Genomic DNA, 21,020 nt, shown 5'->3' with positions numbered 1-21,020 from the left:
CCGCATGCCCTTTTCGATCGCGACCTGGAACATCAACTCCGTGCGCCTGCGCATGCCGATCATCGAACGCCTGCTCGATGAGTATGCGCCCGATGTGCTTTGCCTGCAGGAAACCAAGGTCCCGGACGAGCTCTTTCCCGAAAAAGCCTTTCGCAAGGTCGGCTATCCCTACATCGCCTTCCATGGCCAGAAGGGCTATCACGGCGTGGCGACGGTGGCGCGGCGGCCGATCGAGGTCGTCGAAAGGCGCCGCTTCTGCGATATCGAGGACAGCCGGCATCTGTCGGTGACGGTGCGGGCCGGCGGCAAGACAATCCTGCTGCACAATTTCTACGTTCCCGCGGGCGGCGACGAACCGGATCCCGAGATCAACAGGAAGTTCAGGCACAAGCTCGATTTCGTCGCCGAGATGAATGCCATCCGGGCCGAGCATGACGAGGTGTCGGCCTCGGTGCTGGTCGGAGACCTCAATATCGCGCCGCTGGAGCATGATGTCTGGTCGCACAAGCAATTGCTCAACGTGGTCAGCCACACGCCGGTCGAGACCGAAAACTTCGAGGCGATGCGGCTCGCCGGCGGCTGGGTCGACCTGATGCGGCTCAACGTGCCTTCGGAACAGAAGCTCTACACCTGGTGGAGCTATCGTGCGCAGGATTGGGAGGCGTCCAATCGCGGCCGACGGCTCGACCATGTCTGGTCGTCGCCAAACCTGGTGCCTGATTTTGCCGGCTATGAGATCCTCCGGCAGGCACGTGGCTGGGACCGGCCTTCGGACCATGTGCCGGTCATCGCCAGGTTTGATCTGGATTAGTGCCACGTAGGTTTCGCGACGAATGTAGTGTGGTTCCGCTGGTTGTGCCTCAACCCGAAAAGCGCGGGGCCAGTTCCTCGATGCGGCGGATCATGTCGTGGAATTCCTCGGAGATGCGCTGGTGCAGTTTCACCGCCAATTCCGGATACTCCTCGAGGATGCGCCGGAACATCTTGCGGCTCAGCCTTATCACTTCCGAGTTGATTTCGGCCGAGGCGCTGGTCAGCCGGTTGGTGTCGGCGATCAGCGCCAGTTCGCTGAGCATCGTGCCGGGGCCGACTTTTCCAATCGGGATGCGCTCGCCATCTTGCTCGCGATAGAGCACGATGAGCCCGCTGACCACGACATAGGCCGAGTCGGCCACGTCGTCCTCGCGATAAAGCTTGTGGTCCGCCTGCACCAAAGTGGTCTCGGCACCGAAGGCGAGCAGGCGCAGCTGTTCCTGCGTGAAGCCCTCGAAAAGCCTCACGGCGGACAGGATGCGGATGTCGTCATCCAGCGCCATCTAGCTGTGTCCCCGAACGGTCAGTCCAATCCCTCCTCTGCGGTACGCTTCCTGAATCCCCCTCCAACAGGATCGTACCCGAAAACGGCCCCGTCCAGACCGCTCATTGGATAGTGAAATGTTTAAGGAACCAGCTTGTAGCCGCCGCTTTCTGTCACAAGAATTTCGGCATTGGAAGGATCACGCTCGATCTTCTGGCGCAGACGGTAGACATGGGTTTCCAGCGTGTGCGTGGTGACGCCGGAATTGTATCCCCACACTTCCTCCAGCAGCACGTCACGCGTTACCACCTTCTGGTCGGCGCGATAGAGATATTTGATGATCGAGGCCTCCTTTTCCGTCAGCCGCACCTTGCCGCCGCGCGGGTCAATGAGCAGTTTCTGGCTGGGCTTGAAGGTGTAGGGGCCGACCGAGAAGGTCGCGTCCTCGCTCTGCTCGTGCTGGCGCAACTGCGCCCGGATACGGGCAAGCAGCACCGCGAAGCGGAACGGCTTGGTCACATAGTCGTTGGCGCCGGCCTCGAGGCCCAGAATCGTGTCCGAATCGGTGTCGTGGCCGGTCAGCATGATGATGGGCGCCTTGTAGCCGCCCTTGCGCAGGATCTTCACCGCTTCCCTGCCATCCATGTCGGGCAAGCCGACATCCATGATGAGCAGATCGATGAGCCCGCCGCGCGCAGCGGTGACGCCTTTTGCCGCAGTGGATTCCTGCAGCACGTCGAATTCCTCGTAGAGGGACAGTTGCTCGACCAATGTGCCGCGCAGGTCGTCATCGTCGTCGACGATCAGGATGGTACGTGAGGTCATGGATCAATCCGTTGTTTTGAAAAGTGAATTCAGTTGACCGCTGCGTATTTATGCGGAAGCTGGCCGGCACAATAGCCGATCACAGTGATTTGTTCCGTGGCACGATCATACAAGAAAAAACGCGATCGCAATGCAGCCGGCGCAATTTTGGCAAAAGGGCTGCCCGTACTGACCGTGCGGGCGAGGCCCGGCCACCCAAGCCAAGGCCTGCTGCAGGCCGGCAAAACGGTGTTTGCGTGCGCGCTCGGGCGCGGCGGCATCTCGTCCGGCAAGCGGGAAGGCGACGGCGCCACGCCGCTCGCTTCGATGCGCATCCTGGCGGGCTATTTTCGGGGGGATCAGTTTGCCGCCGGCCGCAAGACGCGGCTGGCTATGGCGCCGATCGGGCCGGATCTCGGCTGGTGCGAGGTACCAGACGACCGCAACTATAACAGGCCGGTCAGGATTCCCTATGGCGCCAGCCACGAACGCATGCGGCGCGACGACCGGCTCTATGACGCCTGCCTGGTGCTCGACTGGAATATCGCGCCGCGCCGCCGCGGGCGCGGCAGCGCCATCTTCTTCCACCTGGCACGCCCCGGCTTTACGCCGACGGAAGGTTGCGTGGCGGTGACCGCGCGCACGATGGCGCGGCTTTTGCCGCTGCTGTCGGACCGGACGGTGGTGAGGGTGGTGAGGTGAGGAATAGGGAATAGGGAATAGGGAATAGGGAATAGGGAAAGTCTTCAGTAGGAGCAGGCACGCCCAGGCCGCATCATCTGCCCTACTCCCTACTCCCTACTCCCTACTCCCAACTCCCTACTCCCTACTCCCTACCTCTTCCTATTCCGCTGCCAGCCGATGTCGAGAAGGCCCAGCCGGCCGGTCTCACGGTCCATGGCCTTCGCGATGTCCTTGCGGGCGGCGCCGATATCGCGCAACTGGCGGTCGGACAGGTCCTCGACGTCCTGGTGGGCAAGATTGATCGCGACCCTGGCCTGCCGCAGCCAATCACGGGCAGCCGACAGCCAGCTTGGCCGGGCGATGTATGCAGGGTGAAGAACGATGTGAGACATGATGGGATTCCTATACTCCAGACATCAAATCCGGTTTGATGGTGTTTTGATGCTGCAATCATGCCGGATTGAAAAACAAACGAGAAACGAGTAGTTCTTTTCTCATCATCAAGTTTTATTTGAGGATTGAGGCTTCATGGATCGCTTCGATCGGGCCGGGCGCTGATGGCGGCCCTGTTGCCGGGAACGCGGGCGCTGAGAACGCTGGAGGCGGCGGCCCGGCACCTCAATTTCACCCGCGCCGCCGACGAGCTCGGCCTGACGCCCGCCGCCGTCAGCCACCAGATCAAGGAAATCGAGGATCAGCTCGGCATCGTGCTGTTCACCCGCACCAGCCGCACCATCCGACTGACGGAAGCGGGCGCGGTGCTGTACGAGGCAGCGACCGACACGCTCGACCTGCTTGGCCGGGCGGTGATGCGGGCGCGCAAGATGGCGCGCGGCACCGAATTCCTGAAAGTGACGCTGGATGCCCAGTTCGCGGCGAAATGGCTGATGCGGCGCGTCGAAAATTTCCGCAAACTGCGGCCGGGCATCGAACTCAGGTTCGACATCGCCTATGGCTTGCGCGATTTTGATCTCGACGACGTCGATGTCGGCATCCGCTTCGGCGCCGGCAAATATCCGGGGCTCTGCGCGCATCGCCTGTTCGACAACATCATCATTCCCGTGTGCAGTCCGGGCCTCCTGGCGTCCGGGCCGCCCCTGCGCGAGCCGCGCGACCTGTTCAACCACACGCTTGCCCATATCGAATGGGCACGCCAGGGCGTGACATGGCCGAACTGGCGCATGTGGATGGCGGCGGCCGGCATCAACGATTTCGACGACAGCCGCACCGTCGTCTTCGGCACGTCCACGGATGCTGTCCAGGCGGCGCTCGACGGCAATGCCGTCGCGCTCGCCGATTTCGCCATGGTGGCAAACGACCTGTCCGAGGGCCGGCTGGTGCGGCCCTTCGAGCTCAGCATCAGGGTTGCGCCGGAATTCGCCTATTTCCTTGTCTATCCGCAGGCGACAGCCGAGGATCCCCGTATCGTCGCCTTCCGCGAATGGATTCTGGAGGAGGTGGCGAGGACGCGCAGCGCGGACAAGCTGTAGGCGGCTTCGCGAGGTTCGGCCTTCCTTAGGACCGGGCGTTGTGGCCGAAGATCATGCGCCGGTACTTTTTCACGTTCCATTTCAGCTTCTTGTAGAGAAGCGGCTGTCTCTTGCCGGCGACGGACGTTTGGAAAGCGCCGTTCTCGCTGCCCTGCTCGACGATCGGCCGCTCGAACCACAGCATTTCAACACCGAGCTTCTCGTCCATCTGTTCGATCTGGTGGTCGATGGCCGTGTATATCTTGTTTTGCGCAATCCAGTTGCAACGGGCTTCGGCGACCGGCCGGGTGATCAGGTAGGAATCGGCGCAGCGGGCATGGAGCGCCGGGTAAAGCTTCTGGCCTTTGCGCAATTTCCAGCTCGGCGTGTAGTAGTTGCTTCCATTGCCGAGATAGATGACGGCCTTGCGGTTGGGATCGCCGAGTTCGGCGAGCCCCTGCCGGAACTTGGCGACAAAGTCGCGAGCGAGGAAGACGTCATCCTCGAACACCAGGCAATAGGGCTGGTCGGTTTCGAGGAAATCACGCCAGATGCCGACATGCTTCAGCGCCAGCGAGACAGCCGCCGGGTGTGTAAAGTCTGGAGCGACCAGTTCGGCCCGGATATCGGGCGTGATGTCAGGCTGGTCCCAGTCGGTGTAGAAGGTGACCGGCACGCCGCGCCGCTCGAACTCGCGCACGATATGCCGGCGCCGGTCGTCATAGCCATTCTTGACATGACAGATCCGGCTGAACACCAGGTCGCGCGGAAAGCCGGTTTCGTCCGCCATCAAAACTAGCGCTCCATTCAGGCCGCGACGGCGCCGAACCAGCCGATCACCACACCGATGATCAGCAGCACGCCGAGCCAATGGCCACCATCGATGAGGGTCAGGTCCCAGCCGAAATTCTCGTAGCGATGGTTGACCGACAGCGTCGTGGCGACGAAACCCAGCCAAAGCACGAAGCCGAAGATCAGCCCCGCCAGCCAGGTCGGCTCACCACCCGTAATCGCGCCGACGACCAGGGCCATGACCAGCGCCATAATCAGTTCCGCGATGAAGGAGATGACGAAGGGCAGCGGCGATTTCTTCATCGTCGCCGGATCGAGCTTGGCGGCCTTCAGCCAGGGCTTGCTCAACGCCATGTACCAGGCGGCGCCGAACAGCCATGCGACGACGGCGGCGGCGACCACCGCCATCCAGTTCACTGCTGAAAAATCCATGAGCTTCCCCCTCCAGATGCGGTTTATGGAAACGCCTGTTCGGCGATGGCGTCAAGCAGTCGCCACACGGTCGTACGTTTGACCTCGGCATCCTCGAGCGCCCGTGTCACCGGCACCTGATAGACGCCAAGCGGCGCCAGCCCCGACCGCGGCAGATAGGACCGGCCGGGATCGCCGACCAGGATGTCGGCGCCACGCCGTTTGAGCGCCGAAAACCACGGCATCAGCCGATCGGCGAAGGGTTTGTCGTAGAAGACGTCGCCAGCCAGGACCACGTCCCAGCCCGCATCGGTGCCGATACAGTCCGCGCCGAGGAATTCGATCGGAACACCATTGGCCTCGCTGTTGAGACGAACCGCGGTGGCGCAGAACGGGTCGATGTCGGCGGCGGTCACGGCCGCCGCACCGGCCTTCGCGGCGGCGATGGCGACGAGGCCGGAACCCGAGGCGAAGTCGAGCACGCGCTTGCCTCGCACCATGGCGGGATGGTCGATGACATAGCGGGCGAGGCCCTGGCCGCCGGCCCAGGCAAAAGCCCAGAAGGGCGGCGGCAGGCCGATCTCGACCAGTTCGTCCTCGGTCCGCTGCCAAAGATCGTGCGCTTCGTCGGCGAGGTGGAGAAGAATCTCCGGTACATGCGGCGGCGCCATCAGCGCCGTGTTGTCGAGAATGAACTGCCTGGCGCTGTCGGAGGTGAGCGCCGTCACGGCGCAGGCGTCAGGCCGCCCATGCGGCAGACTTCCTTCCATTCGGCCGGGGTCACCGGCTGCACGGAAAGCCGTCCGAGCCGCACCAGCGCCATCTCGGCCAGTTTTGGATTGGCCTTGACGTCTTCCAGCGTCGGCGGGTTCGGCACGTCCCTGACGGCGCGGATGTCGACACACTCCCAGCGCGGATCATCCGATGTGGTGTCGGGATGGGCCAGCGCGCAGACCTCGGCGATGCCGACCACGTTCAGCCCCTCGTTGGAATGGTAGAAGAAGCCGAGATCGCCGATCTGCATGGCCTTCATGTTGTTGCGGGCGGCGTAGTTGCGCACGCCGTCCCATTGGGTGCCGGCCTTGCCCTTGGCCTTCAACGCCTCGAAGGAGAAAACCGAGGGTTCGGATTTGAACAGCCAGTAGTTCATTTTCGTTCTCCTGCCGGTTAGCCGGCCGCCGGCTTGTTGAAGACCCAGTTCCACGGGCGGATTTCGACGCTCTCGAACAGCCCCGCCTTGGCATAGGGGTCGGCGGCCGACAGCGCCTGCGCTCCGGCCATATCGGGCGCTTCGATCACGGCGAGCGTGCCGTTCGGCTTGCCATCAGCATCGAGGAACGGGCCGGCGAAGGCCAGCTTCTTCTCGCCATTCAGCGCCTCGAGAAAGGCGACATGCGCGGGCCGCGTATCAACGCGCACCTGCAGGCTTCCGGGCTTGTCCTTGCAAATCAGTGCAAACAGCATGTCTTTCTCCTGATGGTCGTCAATCGTTGGTCTCGGTCTTCAGCGGCCGGGTCATCAAGGCCGTCACGGCCTGCCGGACGGTGATGGTGCCGTCCAGTATGGCGGCCACGGCGGCGATGATCGGCGCATCGATGTTGCGCTCGGCGGCGATGCGGGCGGCGATGGCCGCCGTCGGCACGCCCTCGGCCAGCGGCAGCCCGGAAAGCGCCTTGCCTTGCCCGAGCGCCAGCCCATAAGCGAAATTGCGCGATTGGGTGGACGAGCAGGTGAGCAGCAGGTCGCCGAGGCCGGAAAGCCCCATCAGGGTCTCGGGCCTGGCGCCGAAGGCGGCACCGATGCGGCGCAGCTCGACGAAGCCGCGCGTGACCATGGCGGCCTGGGCGCTGGCGCCGAGCCCGGCCCCGGTGACGGCGCCGGCGGCGATGGCGAAGACGTTCTTCAAGGCGCCGCCGATCTCGACGCCGATCAGGTCGTCGCTCGAATAGCAGCGCAGGTTTTCAGCCGAGAAACGGGCGGCAAGGTCGGCGGCGAGCGCCTCGTCGCCGGCGGCCACCACGACCGCCGTCGGCAGGCCGCGGGCGACATCGCTGGCGAAGCTCGGCCCGGACAAGGCGGCGACCGGGTTTCGCGGCAGGATTTCCAGGGCGATTGCCGACAGCAAGGCGCCGGTGTCGCGCTCGATGCCCTTGGCGCAGAGCACGAGCGGAATGCCGGCCGGCATATGATCCTTCGCGGCCGCCAGAGTCGCGCGCAACGCCTGCGCCGGCGTCACCGCCAGCACGCAATCGGCGCCAGTGAGCGCCGCCTCGATGTCACTCGTTGCCTCGATGCCTGGCGCGATGGCGATGCCGGGCAGGTAGCGTGGGTTCTCGCCTCGACCGATCGAGGCCACGGTTTCAGGGTCACGCGCGAACAGCCGCACGGCATGGCCGGCGCGCAGCATGGCCAGCGCCAGCGCCGTGCCCCAGGCGCCGCCGCCGAGCACGGCGACACGCCAGCCACTTTTGCCCCGGCCCGCGCTCTTCGTGGCCCGATCTGTCATGCCTTGGCTCCGCGCCGACCGGAGCCGACCATTGGCGTCGAGACGCTGTCCAGGGGCCAGCGCGAGCGCGGCACGAAATCGAAGCCGTTCTCCTGCGCCATGCCTGCGCGCAGCCGCTCGATGCCGGCCCAGGCAATCATCGCGGCATTGTCGGTGCACAATTTCAGCGGCGGCGCGACGAAGGTGAAGCCGGCCTCGGCGCAGAGCCGTTCCAGCGTCGCCTTGATGGCGCGGTTGGCGGCGACGCCGCCGGCGACGACCAGCGACGGGCTTTTCGTGCCAGGGAATGTCTCGCGAAAGCGTGCCAGGGCGCGAGAAACGCGGTCGGCCAATGCATCGGCGACCGCCGCCTGGAACGACGCGCAGATGTCGGCGACATCCTGGTCGCTCAGGGGCTCGATCGCGGTTGCCGCCTGGCGCACGGCGGTCTTTAAGCCGGAAAAGGAAAAATCGGGCTGCGCCGAGCCCTTCATCGGCCGCGGGAAGGCAAAGCGCGACGGGTTGCCCGATAGCGCCGCCTTCTCGACATTCGGACCGCCGGGATAGGGCAGGCCGAGCATCTTGGCGGTCTTGTCGAAGGCTTCGCCGAGCGCGTCGTCGATGGTGGTGGCCCAGCGCTGATACTCGCCGACGCCGCGCACGGCGAGGATCTGCGTGTGGCCGCCGGAGACCAGCAGCAGCAGGTAGGGGAATTCGAGCCCGTCGGTCAGCCGCGCCGTCAAGGCGTGGCCTTCGAGGTGGTTGACGGCGATCAGCGGCTTGTTCGCCGCGGCGGCGATCGCCTTGGCCGTCATCAGGCCGACGATCAGCCCGCCGACGAGGCCTGGACCGGCGGTTGCGGCGATCGCGTCGATATCGGCCAGCGCCACGCCCGAATCGGCGAGCGCCGCCTCGACGATGCCGTCCAGCGCCTCGACATGCGCGCGCGCGGCGATCTCGGGCACGACACCGCCGAAGGCGGCATGTTCCTCGATCTGGGAGAGCACGACATTGGACAGGATTTTCGGCGCGGCATCGCCCTCCAGCGCCACGACGCTGGCGGCGGTCTCGTCGCAACTCGTCTCAATACCCAGAACGCGGATCAATTCGTCGCTATCCCAAGAGATTGTTTATGAGGCTATTCCCCATTAGGAAAAGGCCGGCAAGACCTCGATTTCGCTCGGGGGTTATCACGGACCGCGCGCCATGCAAACTTTGAAAATCGGAACCTGCAAAATCGGAACGCGCGGCAGCCCGCTGGCGCTTGCCCAGGCGCATGAGACGCGTGTGCGGCTGATGAAAGCGCATGGCCTTCCCGAGCAGGCGTTTGAAGTGGTGCCCATCTCGACCAGCGGCGACCGTATTCAGGACCGGCCACTGTCGGAGGCCGGCGGCAAAGGCCTGTTCACCAAGGAAATCGAGGAAGCGCTGCTCGACGGGCGTATCGACATCGCCGTGCATTCGTCGAAGGACATGCCGACGGTGCTTCCGGGCGGATTGGAGCTTTCCACTTTCCTGCCGCGCGAGGACGCGCGCGACGCTTTCATAGGCAAGGCGGTCAGGCGGATCGCCGATCTGCCGCATGGCGCCAAGGTCGGATCGTCATCGCTCCGTCGCCAGGCGCTGATCCGCCGGATGCGGCCGGATTTCGAGGTGGTGATGTTCCGCGGCAATGTGCAGACGAGGCTGCGCAAGCTGGATGAAGGCATCGCCGAGGGCACCATTCTCGCCTATGCCGGGCTGAAGCGGCTCGGGCTCGAAGGCGTGATTACCGACCTGATGCCGCTGGAGGATTTTCCGCCGGCGCCGGGACAAGGCGCGATCGGCATCGAAACGCGCGTCGGCGACCGTGATATCGAGACAATGCTTGCGGCGATCCATCACGTGCCGACGGGCCAGGCCTTGGCCTGCGAACGCGCGTTTCTCGCCGCGCTCGACGGCTCGTGCCGCACACCGATCGCCGGCCATGCGACGGTGTCGGGGGGGAAACTGTCCTTTGCCGGGCTGATCATCTCGCCCGACGGCACGGAGTGGCATGACGTCCGGTTGGAAGGCGAGGCCACGGACGCGGCTGAAATAGGGGCTGACGCCGCGCGGGCGGTTCGCGCCAGGGCCGGCGAAAAGTTCTTCGACGGCTGGCTCTGAAAATGCCTCGCATCCTGGTCACCAGACCGGAGCCCGGTGCATCGCTCACGGCGCGAAAGCTGAAAGAAATGGGTTTTGAGCCTCTTCTCCTGCCATTGACGGAGACGACGGCACTGCCGGTCGATGCCAAGGCGGTTCCGGACGATGTCGCAGCCGTCGCCATCACCAGCGCCAATGCCGTGCGCCATGCCCCTGGAGATCTGGTAGCGGCGCTTTCCAGGCTGCCTTGTCATGCTGTCGGCAAGAGGACCGCCGAGGCCGCGCGCAAAGCCGGTTTTCTGTCGGTCAGCGAGGGGCCTGGCGATGCCGAGGCGCTGGCCGACGGCATGGCGACCGCCTTTTCCGGCAAAACGATCGTCTATCTCTGTGGGCGCGTGCGGTTTGCTGCCTTCGAACAGAAGCTGGAAGCAGCGTATGTCCAGGTCCATGCCGTAGAGACTTATGACACGCTTGCGGTGAGCTATTCGGACGAAGCGACCCTGCCGCTGCTATCAGGCCAAGCGGTCGATGTGGTGCTGCTCTATTCGGCCAACGCCGCTGCCGCGATGCAGGTCCTGGCCAGACGACCCGCCCTGCAAAAAGCCTTTGAAAAGACGCGTTTTTTTGTCCTTTCCGCGCGCATCGCCGCCGCCTTCGGCGACAGCGCCGGCAAAGCAATCCGTGTCGCCGCACGGCCCGACGAGGAGGCGCTGCTGGCACTTTTGCGGGCACGGCCCTGACCCGCGTCATCACACCGCCCCTTTTCACCGCTTGGTGATGTGCTAGACCCTTTTTAGAACCATCACGCGCCGCCGCGCGTTGAGACGAAGCGAATTTTGCGGAGCCCATGCATGGTCAAGACGCCGAAGATGCGACACTCGAAAAGCCGCCGCGAGCCGGTGACCATCGACCTCGATCCGGGCGCTGTCTCACGCATCGTCGACGAGGATGCCGCCAAGGTTACCGTCCAGACCGACGAGGCGAGGGCCGAGGAATCCGCGAACGCCTCGCGACCAGAGCTCCCGGAAGAGCCGGTGCATGCCGATCAGGCGGATCTCGAACCCTGGGAGCATGGCGACGACGCCGCCGGGCGGTCCGGCACAGAGGCGCCGCCGCATGCCGAGGCCGAAGCCGCCGAGCCGGAAATGCCTTATCCCGGTTCGGATACACCTCCCAACCAGTCCAGGGCGTTCGACTACAGCTTCGAGGACGCAAGCACAAAGACCGGCGAGGCCAAAGCGGCTGCCGGAAAAACCGACTCAAGGAGCGAGCCGATGGCAGCGCGGCCGAAGCGGGGCGGCCTCAACGGCATCGCCGCCGGCATCATCGGCGGTGTCATCGCGCTGGTCGGCGCCGGTGGCCTGCAATTTGCCGGCCTGCTCGGCGCGCCGGGTTCCGCTCCCGGTGCCTCGCTCGACGGCGTCAATGGCGAGATCGCCTCGTTGAAGAGCGAAATCGCAGACATGAGGGAAGCCGGCAACAACAATGGTGCATCGGCCAAGGTCGACGGCCTGTCGTCGGCGCTCGACCAGGTCAAGAGCGATGTCGCGGCGCTGAAATCGGCGGTCGAAAAGGGCGGCGCCGGCGACAATGCCGGGCTCGCCGCACTTGGCGACAAGGTCAAGCAGATCGAAACGGCCGTCGCCGCTCTCGGCAAGGCCGGCAGCGCGGCGCCCGTCGATCTCGGCCCACTCAACGAAAAAATGGCCGGTCTCGATGCGCTGGTGAAGTCGACGGGCGAGGCGGCGAAGGCGCAGGAAGGCCGGCTTGCCGCGCTCGAGCAATCGGTGTCGCAGCTTTCCGGGAAGGTCGACGCACAGGCGTCGCAGCCGAAGATCGCGATCGCCATCGCGGCTTCCGCGCTCAAGGCCGCGCTCGACCGTGGCGCGCCGTTTTCGGCCGAACTCGATACGCTGGCCGCGATCTCGCCTGATGCGCCGCAGCTTGCGACCTTGCGTGCCTATGCCGAAAAGGGCGTTCCGACCCGCACCGAGATCGCCTCGCAGATGGACGTCGCCGCCAATGCCATGGTCGCCGCCGCCACGCCGGTCGACCAGAATGCCGGCTTCCTGCAGAATTTGATGTCGAGCGCCGAGTCACTGGTCAAGATCCGGCCGATCGGGGCCGTCGAAGGTAAAGGTGCGCCGGAAACCGTGGCGCGCATGGAGGTTGCGGTCACTCAGGGTGACTACGCCAAGGCGCTCAGCGAATATGACACGCTGCCGGAAGCCGCGAAGGCCGCGGGCGCCGACTTTGCCGGCAAACTGAAGGCGCGCATCGAGGTCGAAACCCAGGTCGACGCGCTGATCTCCGGCGCGATGAAGGCATGAGGGCAACACGATGATCCGCCTGCTCGCTTTCCTCATCGTCGTCTTCGCGCTCGGGCTGGGCTTTGCCTGGCTGGCCGACCGGCCGGGCGACATGGTCGTCACCTTCAACGGCTATCAGTACCAGGTCAGCCTGATGGTGGCGGCGGTGGCCGTCGTCGCCGTCGTCGCGGCGGTGATGATCGTCTGGTGGCTGATCAAGTCGCTGTGGAACAGCCCCTACACAATTTCGCGCTATTTTCGCGTGCGCCGCCGCGACCGTGGCTATCAGGCGCTGTCGACCGGCATGATCGCCGCCGGCGCCGGCGATGGGGCGCTGGCCCGCAAGAAGACCAAGGAAGCCGCCAAGCTGATCCGCTCCGACCAGGAGCCGTTGATCCATCTGCTCGAAGCGCAGGCATCGCTGCTCGAAGGCGACCATGAAGGTGCGCGGCAAAAATTCGAGAGCATGCTCGACGATCCGGAAATGCGGCTGCTTGGCCTGCGCGGGCTTTATCTGGAAGCCGAGCGCCTGGGCGACCGCAACGCCGCCCGGCACTATGCCGGCCGCGCCGCCGCGGTGGCGCCGCAACTGGCATGGGCGGCCGAATCGACGCTGGAGGAGCTGACCGCGCGCGGCGATTGGGACGGTGCGCTGAAACTGGTCGAGGCGCAGAAGTCGACGCGGCAGATCGAGCGCGACGCTGCCAACCGCCGCCGCGCCGTGCTGTTGACCGCCAAGGCGCAATCGCTCGCCGACAGCGATCCCGCGGCTGCCAGGACAGCGGCGATCGAGGCCAACAGACTCGCCCCCGACTTCGCGCCTGCCGCCGTTGCCGCCGCCGCCGCGCTGTTCAAACAGAACGACGTGCGCAAGGGCTCGAAGATCCTCGAGACCGCATGGAAGGCCGAGCCGCATCCCGAAATTGCCGAGCTTTACACCCATGCTAGGCCTGGCGACGCCGTGCTTGATCGGCTCAACCGGGCAAAGAAGCTGCAGGAGATGAAGAAGAACCACACCGAATCGTCGATGACGGTGGCGCGTGCGGCGCTCGACGCGCAGGATTTGTCGACCGCCCGCCGCGAGGCCGAAGCCGCGATCCGCATGGACCGCCGCGAGGGCGCCTATCTGCTCCTGGCCGACATTGAGGAGGCCGAGACCGGCGACCAGGGCAAAGTACGGCAGCTGCTCTCCAAGGCGGTTCGGGCGCCGCGCGATCCGGCCTGGGTCGCCGACGGCATCGTCTCCGAGCGCTGGGCGCCGGTCTCGCCGGTCACCGGGCGGCTCGACGCCTTCGAATGGCGCGCGCCGATGGAACGCCTTGGCCAACTGATCGACAGTCGCGATGTTGAACCGGATGCCCCGGTGGTAGCCATCGAGGCGACGGGCAGGCCTGAAAAGCCGGTCGAGGTGATCGATCATGCCGCCCCGGGCAACGAGGCAACGGGCAAGGACGCCGAAAGCCGCGAGGATCATGTCACCCCGGTCACGGCCGCCGCCTTTGCCGCGGTGCCGGCCGATGCCGAGGCCGTCGAGCCGGCGGAAGAACTGGCGCGCCTGCCGGACGATCCAGGCGTCGATCCGGACGACGAGGCGGAAAAGTCGCCACGCCGGTTCCGGCTGTTTTGATTTTGGCCATCGGGTGATTTGACCTGGCCATCGGGCCGTTTGGGAATGAATTGATGTTCGAGCGCGTTCTGTCGTTTCTCAGGGATTTACCGGCCGGCTCGGCCAGCCACACCAGCGCGGACGATCCGCGCGTCGCGGCTTCGGCGCTGCTCTACCATGTGATGAATGCCGATGGCGTGCGCCAGGATGTCGAGTGGGAGCGCTTCAAGGCGGTGCTGGCGCAGAGCTATTCGATCAGTGGTGCCGAACTCGAAGCGCTCGTCGCCGCCGGCGAGCGCGCCGACAATGAAGCGATCGACCTCTATGCCTTCACCAGCGTGCTCAAGCGCCATCTCGACGCGGAGGGGCGCAAGGCCTTCATCGGCCTGATGTGGGAGATCGTCTATGCCGATGGCGAGCTGCATGAGCTCGAGGACAATACGGTGTGGCGCGTTGCCGAGCTGATCGGCGTCGAGCGCCACGACCGGGTCGAGGCGCGCCGCCAGGCCGCGGCGCATGCGCCAGGCGCGCGCGGGACGTCAAGCGACGAATAGACGGGATTTCGCCCAACGATGCAGCGCGCAACGAGCCCGAAGCCAAAGATCCTGATCGTGCTGCATCAGGAGAATTCGAGCCCCGGACGCGTCGGCCACATGCTCCTGGAAGAAGGCTTCGATCTCGACATTCGCCGCCCGCCGCTCGGTGACGCCTTGCCGGAAACGCTGGATGGCCATGCCGGCGCGGTGGTGTTCGGCGGGCCAATGAGCGCCAATGACGAGGACGAGTTCGTCCGCCGCGAAACCAACTGGCTGGAAGTCCCGCTCAGGGAAAACCGGCCGTTGCTCGGCATCTGCCTGGGCGCGCAGATGCTGGCCAATCATCTCGGCGGCAAGGTCGAGGGCCACGGCGAAGGGCTGGTGGAGATCGGCTGGTATCCGCTGAAGGGGACCGAGGCCGGCAGGAAGCTGATGCACTGGCCCGAAATGGTCTACCAGTTCCACCGCGAGGGCTTTTCGCTGCCGAGCGACGCGACGCTGCTGGCCACGAACGAGACCTATCCCAACCAGGCCTTCCGCTATCGCGACAATGCCTGGGGCATCCAGTTCCATGGCGAACTCACCAGGGTGATGATGCAGCGCTGGGTGGTGCGCGGCGCCCATCGTTTCGAGCTACCCGGCGCCCAGCCCGGCCGCGACCATCTCGGCGGCCGGCTGATCTGGGACATGCACCTAAAGCGCTGGCTCGACGAGTTCTTGCGGATGATTTTTGGCGGGCCGGCCGCGCGTTAGGGCAGACCAGTGGCCGCCAATGTGGCCGACCATCGCTTTTCGGAGTGTGGAAACTACTCCGAAAACCTCACGCTCACGCCGCGCTGCCGAAAGTAAGCCTGCATCAACTTGCGGCCCGAGCGGTTGTTCTGCGCCAATTTGGCAGGATCGAAGACCGCCTGTTTTATCCCCTCGCGTGTCAGCGCCGCCTTAAGCGTCGCGATATGCGCGTCGATGTCGGCATTGTCCGCCCGGAGCGACGCATAGATATTTTCGGTCGCCTCGGCCACGGTCGGTTCGCTCACAGGTGTCGTCCTTTCGTTGATTGGGCGGCGGCTTAGCACAGATTCGCGGCCCCGCCGATACCGATGAAGCCTTCAGTTTCGTCCCTTGAGGTGCCTGACCTTGCGCAGCGCGGGGAACAGATAGGCCCACAGGCCGGCAACCGCGACGGCGCCGACGCCGCCGATGACCACCGCCGGAACCGTGCCGATCAGTGCCGCCATGGTGCCGGCGCGGAATTCGCCGACCTCGTTGGAGGCGCCGACGAAGACCTGGTTGACGGCGTTGACGCGGCCGCGCACCGCGTCGGGCGTCCACAGCTGGATCAGCGTTTCCCTGATGTAAACGCTGAACATGTCGGTGGCGCCGAGCAGGGCAAGTGCCGCTATCGACAGCCAGGTAAGGGTCGACAGGCCGAACAGCACTGTGCAGGCGCCGAACGCCGCGACGAAGCTCAGCATGATCTTGCCGGCATGATCGCGGATCGGATGGCCGGCAAGCCAGATGGCGACGCAAATGGCACCGATGCCCGGCGCCGAGCGCAGCAGGCCGAGGCCCCAGGGGCCGAGTTGCAGAATATCGCGGGCATAGACCGGCAGCAGTGCCGAGGCGCCGGACAGAAGCACGGCAAAGAGGTCGAGCGAGATGGCGCCGAGCACGATCTTCTCGCTCCAGATGTAGCGGAAGCCGGCAAACAGCGTCTCCATTGTCGGCTTGTCCGTGGCCGTCTGTTGCGCGGGCTTGGGGATGGTGAAGATGAGCAACGCGGCAGCGAGCATCAGGACTGCCGCCGTGGCATAGGTCACCTCCGCCGACACGCCATAGAGCAAGCCGCCTGCGACAGGGCCGACAATCGTCGCCGTCTGCCAGGCGGAGGAGTTCCAGGCGATGGCGTTGGCGAAATCCCGCTGCGGCACAAGATTGGCGAACAGCGAGGACGAAGCCGGCCCATAGAAGGCTCGGGCAATGCCGAACATGACCAGTACGGCGAAGATCGGCAGCGGGGTCGTAAGGCCGCGCAGGGTCAGAAACAGCAGAGCCAGCGCGCAGGCGCCTTCGACCAATGTCGCCAGGGTCATGATCAGCCGGCGGCCGAAGCGGTCGGCGACGACACCTGTCACCAGCACCAGAAGCAGCGATGGCAGGAACTGGACGATGCCGACAATGCCGAGGTCGAACGGATCGCGCGTCAGGTCATAGACCTGCCAGCCGACGGCGACGGAAACGATCATGGTCGCGAAGGTGGTGAGAAAGCGCGCCGTCCAATAGCTGAGGAAGGCTTTGTGCCGGAACGCGGCGTAACGCTGCTCCGGCAAAGTTTGTTCTGGTATCATGGAAAGAGGCCCCGTTGCGGTGGGCATCGGCTCGCGGGGCACTTCCCGGATGGGCGCTGTTCGACCAATGGAACTGGATAAAAGTTCGGGGCGGATATGCTTCAAATTCAGACCTGGATCAAGGGACTTTCGGTCCGCACCGTCCAGCCCACGCGGAAGTTACTGCCGCAGCGCGGCCGAAATCGCGTCCAATCCGCCTTTCAACTCGGCCTCCGTCGGCCAGCCGAAGCCGACGCGGAAGAAGCGCTTTTCCATCTCGAACCAATGGCCGGGTCCGACATAGGTGCCGTGGTCTTCCAGCAGCCTGACATAGAACCGGTCGAGGTCGAAGCCGGGCTCGACATTGAGGCGCGGGAAGCCGACCACTCCGCCCTCGGGGCGCACCCAGTCGACTAAAGGTTCGCGGTCGATCCATGCCTGGACGATATCGCGGCGCCTGGCCATTTCGGGCAGCAGCTTTCCCAGAAACGCGTCCCGGCGCGCCAGCATGCCGCGCGCGATGCCTTCGTCGATGACGCTGCCGCAGATGCCGATCTGCTCCTTGGCGGCGAGGAATTTTTCCTGGAGGGCAGCATCCCTGGTGACCAGCCAGCCGATGCGGATGCCGGGAATGCCGAAGGCTTTCGACAGTGACGAGACGCTGATCGCCTTGTTGCTCAGCGAGGCCGCCGAGGGCAGGCGCCGTCCATAGGAGAGGTCGCGATAGGTCTCATCGACCAGCAGATGGCAGACGCTGGCTTCGGCGAGCGCGACCAGTGCGTCCAATTCGGCACGGCTCATCATGGTGCCGGTCGGGTTGTGCGGGCAAGTGACGCTGATCAGCCTGGTGTTCGGCCGCATCGCCGCCCTGACGCGCTCGACATCAATGGCGAAGCCTTCGTCGAAGGCGAGGTCGACGAAGCTGATGGCGCAGCCGATCGCCCGCGGCGTTTCGATGTTGGTGGCGTAGTTGGGCCTGATGACGACGAGATGATCGCTGGCCGACAGAAGCGATGTCGAGATGATGAACAGCGCGCCGGCGGCGCCGGCGGTGACCAGCACATCATCGGGCGAGATGCCGGCATCCTGCGCCGCGACCAGGGCGCGCAAGTCCTTGTCGCCACGATGCTCGCCATAGAAAAGCGTCAGGTCGGGCAGCGACAGGCCGATGTCGGAGAGCTTCTGGTCGGCGATCGAACTTTCGGAAAGATTGTAGCGGATACGATCGTAGCCGTATTCCTCCGGTGCTTCTTTCTCGATCACCATCCTGGTGTAGTTCATGGCAGTTCCCCCTCAAAGCACCTGTCCGGTTCATCCAAGCCACAAAAACATGAAGCCTGCCAAGGCGATTTTCGCCGGCAGGCTTCCGTTCCAGTCGTCCTAAATATTGGCTCAGGACTGAATTGCTCAGGCCGAAACCTTGGCCTTCCGGCCTTTGCCCTTGACGGGCGCCGGGGCGACGGCCTTGCGGCCGAGGCCGATCGACTTCGCCAGTTCGGAGCGCGAAGCCGCATAGTTGGGAGCAACCATCGGATAGTCAGACGGCAAGCCCCATTTGGCGCGGTAGGCATCCGGCGTCAGGCCGAAATGCACGCCGAGGTGACGCTTCAGCGATTTGAATTTCTTGCCGTCCTCGAGGCAGATGATGAAATCCGGCGTCACCGACTTCTTCGGGTTGACGGCCGGGACCAGCGGTGCCGCCACCGGAGCGACCGGCTGACCGAGCCCGCTGATCGAGGCGCTGACGCTGGCGATCAGCTCGGGAAGGCCGGACGCAGGCAGGCGATTCTTCTCGACATAAGCCGATACGATATGGGCGGTCAGTTCGAGAAGGTCGAGGGTCTTGCTGGCGTGGCTGTCTTCGTCGGTCAATCTATTTCTCCATCCATGGCGCATGACCTCGAAAATGGGGCCGTTTTCAAAAAGGATGATGCGCAAAATTAAAGTGCGTCGTCATTGTGCGTCGCGCGCGACGCGATGTAGTGGGGCTGACTTCCTAGTCGGCAAATCTGCACAATGCAATCTATCGGCGCGGCATCACACGTCATTTTGAACGACTATACTAAACTGTAATACTCTCAGACGATCAGCGCCTTGTCGCGCCATAGACGAAATCCGCCTTCGAAGGCGCGTGTGTTGTCACCGCGTCTGGAGTGGGCGGGCAATTCGTAGAGCTTGTCGACATTGCCGCCGCCGATGACGACATAGTCTGGCTGCAGGGCGGCTCGTAGCCGGTTGACGACGTCGAAGACATAGCCGCGCCACTTCTTCTTGCCGCGTTTTTCCAGGCCGCGTTCGCCGACATAATCCTCGAAACTCCGGCCTTTTCGGTAGGGAAGATGGGCGAGTTCCATCGGCTGACCGACATTGTCGAAGACCATCGCCGCGCCGAGGCCGGTTCCGAGACCGAGGAACAGCATGCGCCCGCCCTCATAGCTGCCGATGGCCTGCATCAGCGCATCATTGACGACCTTGACTGGCTTGCCGAACTCCGCGGCGAAATCGAAGCCGGCCCAGCCCTTGCCGAGATTCATGGGGTCAAGCATCGGCTTGTTGTGGCGCACCGGGCCTGGATAGCCCATGGAGATAACGTCATAGGACAGGCCCTCGGCGAGCTTTTTCACCTTGTCGATCATTTGCCGCGGCGTCAGGTCCGGTCCGGAATCCGTCCGGCGCTCGGTGCCGCCGTCGCTGGTCAGGATCTTGACGCGCGAGCCGCCAATGTCGACCGAAAGGACAACCTGCCCGGTGTCCGACGCAACCTGCTTCACCGCCTTGGCCATCTTGTCCCCTCCGTTCATGCCACCGGATCGATCCAGCCATTGGGCGGCCCGAAGCCGGCCATGGCGTCCTCCGGTCCCCATGTCTTCGGCTCGTAAAGATGTGGCGGCGTGGTGTCGCCGAGCACCGGGCCGACGATGCGCCAGGCCAGTTCCGCCGCGTCCTGACGGGTGAAGAGCTGGCCATTGCCGTTCATGGCGTCGCCGATCAGCCGTTCATAGGGCGGCATGTCGCCCTTCGAGTCGTCGAGCGCGGTCAGTTCCACCTGCTCGCCGATCATGTCGTCGCCGGGCGCCTTGCGCTGGGCGCCGATGGCGATCATCACCTGCGGGTCGATGCGGAAACGGACATAATTCTGGTCGGCGGGCTTGATCGGGTCGAAGACGTCGAGCGGCGGCCGCTTCAGCCGCACCACCACCTCGGTGACATGCACGGGCATGTTCTTGCCGGCGCGGATGAAGAACGGCACGTCCTGCCAGCGCCAGGTGTCGACGAAAAAACGCACCGCCGCGAAGGTCTCGACCGGCGAGTTCGGCGCGACGCCGGGCTCGGCGAGATAGCCGGTGAACTGGCCGCGCACGACATCGCTCTTGGTCAGGGTGCGGATGGCGCGCAGCACCTGCACCTTCTCGTCGATCAAGTCATCCGCCGAGCGGCCGACCGGCGGCTCCATGGCCAAGAGCAGCAGGATGTTGAGCAGATGGTTCTCGATGACGTCGCGGATAGCGCCGACATCGTCGTAGAACCGCCCCCGCCCTTCGACGCCGAAATCCTCGGCCATGGTGATCTGGACGCTCTCGACGTAATTGCGGTTCCAGATCGGCTCGAGCAAAGCGTTGGCGAAGCGGAAATAGAGCAGGTTCTGGATCGCTTCCTTGCCGAGATAGTGGTCGATGCGGAAGATCGACTGTTCGTCGAACACCAAATGCAGCACACGGTTCAGCCAGCGGGCCGACTGCAGATCGTGGCCGAAGGGCTTTTCGACCATCAGCCGGGCGCCGTGCGCGGTGCCGGATTGCTCCAGGCCTTGCACGACAGTCTCGAACATGGTCGGCGGCACCGCCATGTAGTGCAGCGGCCGCTGGGCGCTGCCGAGTGCGGTCTTCAGCTTCTCGAAAGTGGCCGGATCGCGGTAGTCGCCGCTGACATAGCGCAGCAGCGACGCCAGCTTGGCGAACACCTTCTCGTCGATCGTGCCGAGCGCGTTGACGATGCCGTCGCGGGCACGGTCCTGCAATTGCTTCAAATCCCAGGCGTCGAAGGCGACGCCGATCACCGGTTCGGTGAGCGTGCCCTTGGCGACCATCTGGTAGAGGGCTGGAAATATCTTCTTGTGGGCGAGGTCGCCGGTCGCTCCGAAGAGCACCAGCGTGTCGGACCGTTCCTGGCTCATGC

25 protein-coding genes are annotated in these 21,020 nt (G+C 64.6%); 9 read left to right on the top strand and 16 right to left on the bottom strand.

Features of this window, described 5'->3' with window-relative positions; translation table 11 throughout:
• The first annotated feature begins 4 nt into the window (after positions 1–4).
• Positions 5–811: an exodeoxyribonuclease III gene (locus EN861_RS10435; protein ID WP_127278262.1), complete on the top strand. Its 807-nt coding sequence runs from the start codon at positions 5–7 to the stop codon at positions 809–811.
• 49 nt (positions 812–860) lie between these two features.
• Here the strand turns inward: EN861_RS10435 and EN861_RS10430 are convergent, their stop codons facing one another.
• Positions 861–1,316 carry a cyclic nucleotide-binding domain-containing protein gene (locus EN861_RS10430; protein ID WP_135863396.1) on the bottom strand — a complete coding sequence of 152 codons (456 nt, stop codon included), beginning with the start codon at positions 1,314–1,316 and terminating at the stop codon, positions 861–863.
• A 122-nt stretch (positions 1,317–1,438) separates the two neighbouring features.
• Entirely contained in the window at positions 1,439–2,122 is a 684-nt protein-coding gene (locus EN861_RS10425) for a response regulator transcription factor (protein WP_027145512.1), read from the bottom strand.
• 144 nt (positions 2,123–2,266) lie between these two features.
• Between EN861_RS10425 and EN861_RS10420 the strand changes: the two genes are divergently transcribed.
• Positions 2,267–2,803, top strand: coding sequence for a L,D-transpeptidase (locus EN861_RS10420; RefSeq protein WP_167531445.1), 537 nt, complete (start codon positions 2,267–2,269; stop codon positions 2,801–2,803).
• A gap of 131 nt (positions 2,804–2,934) precedes the next feature.
• Here EN861_RS10420 and EN861_RS10415 read toward each other — a convergent pair whose 3' ends face one another.
• Positions 2,935–3,177, bottom strand: coding sequence for a hypothetical protein (locus tag EN861_RS10415; RefSeq protein WP_127278259.1), 243 nt, complete (start codon positions 3,175–3,177; stop codon positions 2,935–2,937).
• A 165-nt stretch (positions 3,178–3,342) separates the two neighbouring features.
• Between EN861_RS10415 and gcvA the strand changes: the two genes are divergently transcribed.
• On the top strand, positions 3,343–4,275 hold the full coding sequence (gcvA, locus tag EN861_RS10410; RefSeq protein WP_135863394.1) for a transcriptional regulator GcvA: 933 nt from the start codon (positions 3,343–3,345) through the stop codon (positions 4,273–4,275).
• Positions 4,276–4,300: 25 nt separating this feature from the next.
• Here the strand turns inward: gcvA and EN861_RS10405 are convergent, their stop codons facing one another.
• Genes EN861_RS10405 through tsaD form a run of 7 tightly spaced genes read right to left on the bottom strand, consistent with a single transcriptional unit; the run spans position 4,301 to position 9,045 of the window.
• Complete coding sequence (locus tag EN861_RS10405; RefSeq protein WP_127278257.1) at positions 4,301–5,044, bottom strand: glycosyltransferase family 25 protein; 744 nt, start codon at positions 5,042–5,044, stop codon at positions 4,301–4,303.
• 17 nt (positions 5,045–5,061) lie between these two features.
• Positions 5,062–5,478, bottom strand: a complete 417-nt coding sequence (locus tag EN861_RS10400) for a DUF1761 domain-containing protein (RefSeq protein WP_135863392.1) — start codon at positions 5,476–5,478, stop codon at positions 5,062–5,064.
• Positions 5,479–5,501: 23 nt separating this feature from the next.
• Positions 5,502–6,185, bottom strand: a complete 684-nt coding sequence (locus tag EN861_RS10395) for a methyltransferase (protein WP_127278255.1) — start codon at positions 6,183–6,185, stop codon at positions 5,502–5,504.
• Entirely contained in the window at positions 6,182–6,607 is a 426-nt protein-coding gene (locus EN861_RS10390; RefSeq protein ID WP_127278254.1) for an EVE domain-containing protein, read from the bottom strand. Before EN861_RS10390 ends, EN861_RS10395 begins: the two co-directional genes overlap by 4 nt.
• A 17-nt stretch (positions 6,608–6,624) precedes the next feature.
• The gene (locus EN861_RS10385) at positions 6,625–6,921 is read right to left on the bottom strand and encodes a YciI-like protein (RefSeq protein ID WP_127278253.1); all 297 of its coding nucleotides are present in this window, start codon (positions 6,919–6,921) and stop codon (positions 6,625–6,627) included.
• A gap of 19 nt (positions 6,922–6,940) precedes the next feature.
• On the bottom strand, positions 6,941–7,963 hold the full coding sequence (locus EN861_RS10380) for an NAD(P)H-dependent glycerol-3-phosphate dehydrogenase (RefSeq protein ID WP_127278252.1): 1,023 nt from the start codon (positions 7,961–7,963) through the stop codon (positions 6,941–6,943).
• Positions 7,960–9,045 (bottom strand): tRNA (adenosine(37)-N6)-threonylcarbamoyltransferase complex transferase subunit TsaD, encoded by a 1,086-nt coding sequence (gene tsaD, locus EN861_RS10375; RefSeq protein ID WP_189343598.1) that lies wholly within the window; start codon positions 9,043–9,045, stop codon positions 7,960–7,962. Before tsaD ends, EN861_RS10380 begins: the two co-directional genes overlap by 4 nt.
• A 103-nt stretch (positions 9,046–9,148) precedes the next feature.
• On the opposite strand from tsaD, the gene hemC reads away from it, so the two are divergent.
• The 6 genes from hemC (at position 9,149) to EN861_RS10345 (ending at position 15,270) form a co-directional block, all read left to right on the top strand.
• Positions 9,149–10,087 (top strand): hydroxymethylbilane synthase, encoded by a 939-nt coding sequence (hemC, locus tag EN861_RS10370; RefSeq protein WP_127280870.1) that lies wholly within the window; start codon positions 9,149–9,151, stop codon positions 10,085–10,087.
• Positions 10,088–10,089: 2 nt separating this feature from the next.
• Complete coding sequence (locus EN861_RS10365) at positions 10,090–10,806, top strand: uroporphyrinogen-III synthase (protein ID WP_127280871.1); 717 nt, start codon at positions 10,090–10,092, stop codon at positions 10,804–10,806.
• Positions 10,807–10,917: 111 nt separating this feature from the next.
• Positions 10,918–12,396 (top strand): COG4223 family protein, encoded by a 1,479-nt coding sequence (locus tag EN861_RS10360; protein ID WP_135863390.1) that lies wholly within the window; start codon positions 10,918–10,920, stop codon positions 12,394–12,396.
• Between the two features lie 10 nt (positions 12,397–12,406).
• Complete coding sequence (locus tag EN861_RS10355) at positions 12,407–14,002, top strand: heme biosynthesis protein HemY (RefSeq protein WP_127277926.1); 1,596 nt, start codon at positions 12,407–12,409, stop codon at positions 14,000–14,002.
• Positions 14,003–14,055: 53 nt separating this feature from the next.
• A complete protein-coding gene (locus tag EN861_RS10350; RefSeq protein WP_127277927.1) occupies positions 14,056–14,535 on the top strand; it encodes a TerB family tellurite resistance protein in 480 nt (159 codons plus the stop codon).
• Positions 14,536–14,553: 18 nt separating this feature from the next.
• Positions 14,554–15,270 (top strand): glutamine amidotransferase, encoded by a 717-nt coding sequence (locus EN861_RS10345; RefSeq protein ID WP_127277928.1) that lies wholly within the window; start codon positions 14,554–14,556, stop codon positions 15,268–15,270.
• A 53-nt stretch (positions 15,271–15,323) separates the two neighbouring features.
• On the opposite strand, the gene EN861_RS10340 is transcribed toward EN861_RS10345, so the two are convergent.
• The 6 genes from EN861_RS10340 to zwf all read right to left on the bottom strand — a co-directional run bounded on the left by EN861_RS10340 (position 15,324) and on the right by zwf (position 21,018).
• On the bottom strand, positions 15,324–15,554 hold the full coding sequence (locus EN861_RS10340) for a hypothetical protein (protein ID WP_127277929.1): 231 nt from the start codon (positions 15,552–15,554) through the stop codon (positions 15,324–15,326).
• A 72-nt stretch (positions 15,555–15,626) separates the two neighbouring features.
• Positions 15,627–16,865: an MFS transporter gene (locus EN861_RS10335; RefSeq protein WP_127277930.1), complete on the bottom strand. Its 1,239-nt coding sequence runs from the start codon at positions 16,863–16,865 to the stop codon at positions 15,627–15,629.
• Between the two features lie 159 nt (positions 16,866–17,024).
• The gene (locus tag EN861_RS10330; protein WP_127277931.1) at positions 17,025–18,125 is read right to left on the bottom strand and encodes an aminotransferase class I/II-fold pyridoxal phosphate-dependent enzyme; all 1,101 of its coding nucleotides are present in this window, start codon (positions 18,123–18,125) and stop codon (positions 17,025–17,027) included.
• A 126-nt stretch (positions 18,126–18,251) separates the two neighbouring features.
• On the bottom strand, positions 18,252–18,716 hold the full coding sequence (locus EN861_RS10325; protein WP_127277932.1) for a MucR family transcriptional regulator: 465 nt from the start codon (positions 18,714–18,716) through the stop codon (positions 18,252–18,254).
• Between the two features lie 206 nt (positions 18,717–18,922).
• Positions 18,923–19,627 (bottom strand): ROK family protein, encoded by a 705-nt coding sequence (locus EN861_RS10320; protein ID WP_135863539.1) that lies wholly within the window; start codon positions 19,625–19,627, stop codon positions 18,923–18,925.
• A 14-nt stretch (positions 19,628–19,641) separates the two neighbouring features.
• Positions 19,642–21,018 (bottom strand): glucose-6-phosphate dehydrogenase, encoded by a 1,377-nt coding sequence (zwf, locus tag EN861_RS10315; RefSeq protein WP_127872854.1) that lies wholly within the window; start codon positions 21,016–21,018, stop codon positions 19,642–19,644.
• Positions 21,019–21,020: the final 2 nt, after the last annotated feature.

The sequence above is a fragment of the Mesorhizobium sp. M8A.F.Ca.ET.218.01.1.1 genome, assembly GCF_004791165.1.
GTDB lineage: Bacteria > Pseudomonadota > Alphaproteobacteria > Rhizobiales > Rhizobiaceae > Mesorhizobium.
This window is presented reverse-complemented; position numbering and strand designations above follow the sequence as displayed.

Excerpts from the sequence above, each read along its gene's own strand:
- EN861_RS10435 (WP_127278262.1), top strand. The coding sequence starts at position 5 with ATGCCCTTTTCGATCGCGACCTGGAACATCAACTCCGTGCGCCTGCGC.
- EN861_RS10415 (WP_127278259.1), bottom strand. The coding sequence starts at position 3,177 with ATGTCTCACATCGTTCTTCACCCTGCATACATCGCCCGGCCAAGCTGG.
- EN861_RS10405 (WP_127278257.1), bottom strand. The coding sequence starts at position 5,044 with ATGGCGGACGAAACCGGCTTTCCGCGCGACCTGGTGTTCAGCCGGATC.
- EN861_RS10330 (WP_127277931.1), bottom strand. The coding sequence starts at position 18,125 with ATGAACTACACCAGGATGGTGATCGAGAAAGAAGCACCGGAGGAATAC.
- EN861_RS10380 (WP_127278252.1), bottom strand. The coding sequence starts at position 7,963 with ATGACAGATCGGGCCACGAAGAGCGCGGGCCGGGGCAAAAGTGGCTGG.
- EN861_RS10360 (WP_135863390.1), top strand. The coding sequence starts at position 10,918 with ATGGTCAAGACGCCGAAGATGCGACACTCGAAAAGCCGCCGCGAGCCG.
- EN861_RS10365 (WP_127280871.1), top strand. The coding sequence starts at position 10,090 with ATGCCTCGCATCCTGGTCACCAGACCGGAGCCCGGTGCATCGCTCACG.
- EN861_RS10345 (WP_127277928.1), top strand. The coding sequence starts at position 14,554 with ATGCAGCGCGCAACGAGCCCGAAGCCAAAGATCCTGATCGTGCTGCAT.
- gcvA (WP_135863394.1), top strand. The coding sequence starts at position 3,343 with ATGGCGGCCCTGTTGCCGGGAACGCGGGCGCTGAGAACGCTGGAGGCG.
- EN861_RS10430 (WP_135863396.1), bottom strand. The coding sequence starts at position 1,316 with ATGGCGCTGGATGACGACATCCGCATCCTGTCCGCCGTGAGGCTTTTC.
- EN861_RS10425 (WP_027145512.1), bottom strand. The coding sequence starts at position 2,122 with ATGACCTCACGTACCATCCTGATCGTCGACGACGATGACGACCTGCGC.
- EN861_RS10385 (WP_127278253.1), bottom strand. The coding sequence starts at position 6,921 with ATGCTGTTTGCACTGATTTGCAAGGACAAGCCCGGAAGCCTGCAGGTG.
- EN861_RS10355 (WP_127277926.1), top strand. The coding sequence starts at position 12,407 with ATGATCCGCCTGCTCGCTTTCCTCATCGTCGTCTTCGCGCTCGGGCTG.
- EN861_RS10320 (WP_135863539.1), bottom strand. The coding sequence starts at position 19,627 with ATGGCCAAGGCGGTGAAGCAGGTTGCGTCGGACACCGGGCAGGTTGTC.
- EN861_RS10390 (WP_127278254.1), bottom strand. The coding sequence starts at position 6,607 with ATGAACTACTGGCTGTTCAAATCCGAACCCTCGGTTTTCTCCTTCGAG.
- EN861_RS10335 (WP_127277930.1), bottom strand. The coding sequence starts at position 16,865 with ATGATACCAGAACAAACTTTGCCGGAGCAGCGTTACGCCGCGTTCCGG.
- EN861_RS10400 (WP_135863392.1), bottom strand. The coding sequence starts at position 5,478 with ATGGATTTTTCAGCAGTGAACTGGATGGCGGTGGTCGCCGCCGCCGTC.
- zwf (WP_127872854.1), bottom strand. The coding sequence starts at position 21,018 with ATGAGCCAGGAACGGTCCGACACGCTGGTGCTCTTCGGAGCGACCGGC.
- EN861_RS10350 (WP_127277927.1), top strand. The coding sequence starts at position 14,056 with ATGTTCGAGCGCGTTCTGTCGTTTCTCAGGGATTTACCGGCCGGCTCG.
- hemC (WP_127280870.1), top strand. The coding sequence starts at position 9,149 with ATGCAAACTTTGAAAATCGGAACCTGCAAAATCGGAACGCGCGGCAGC.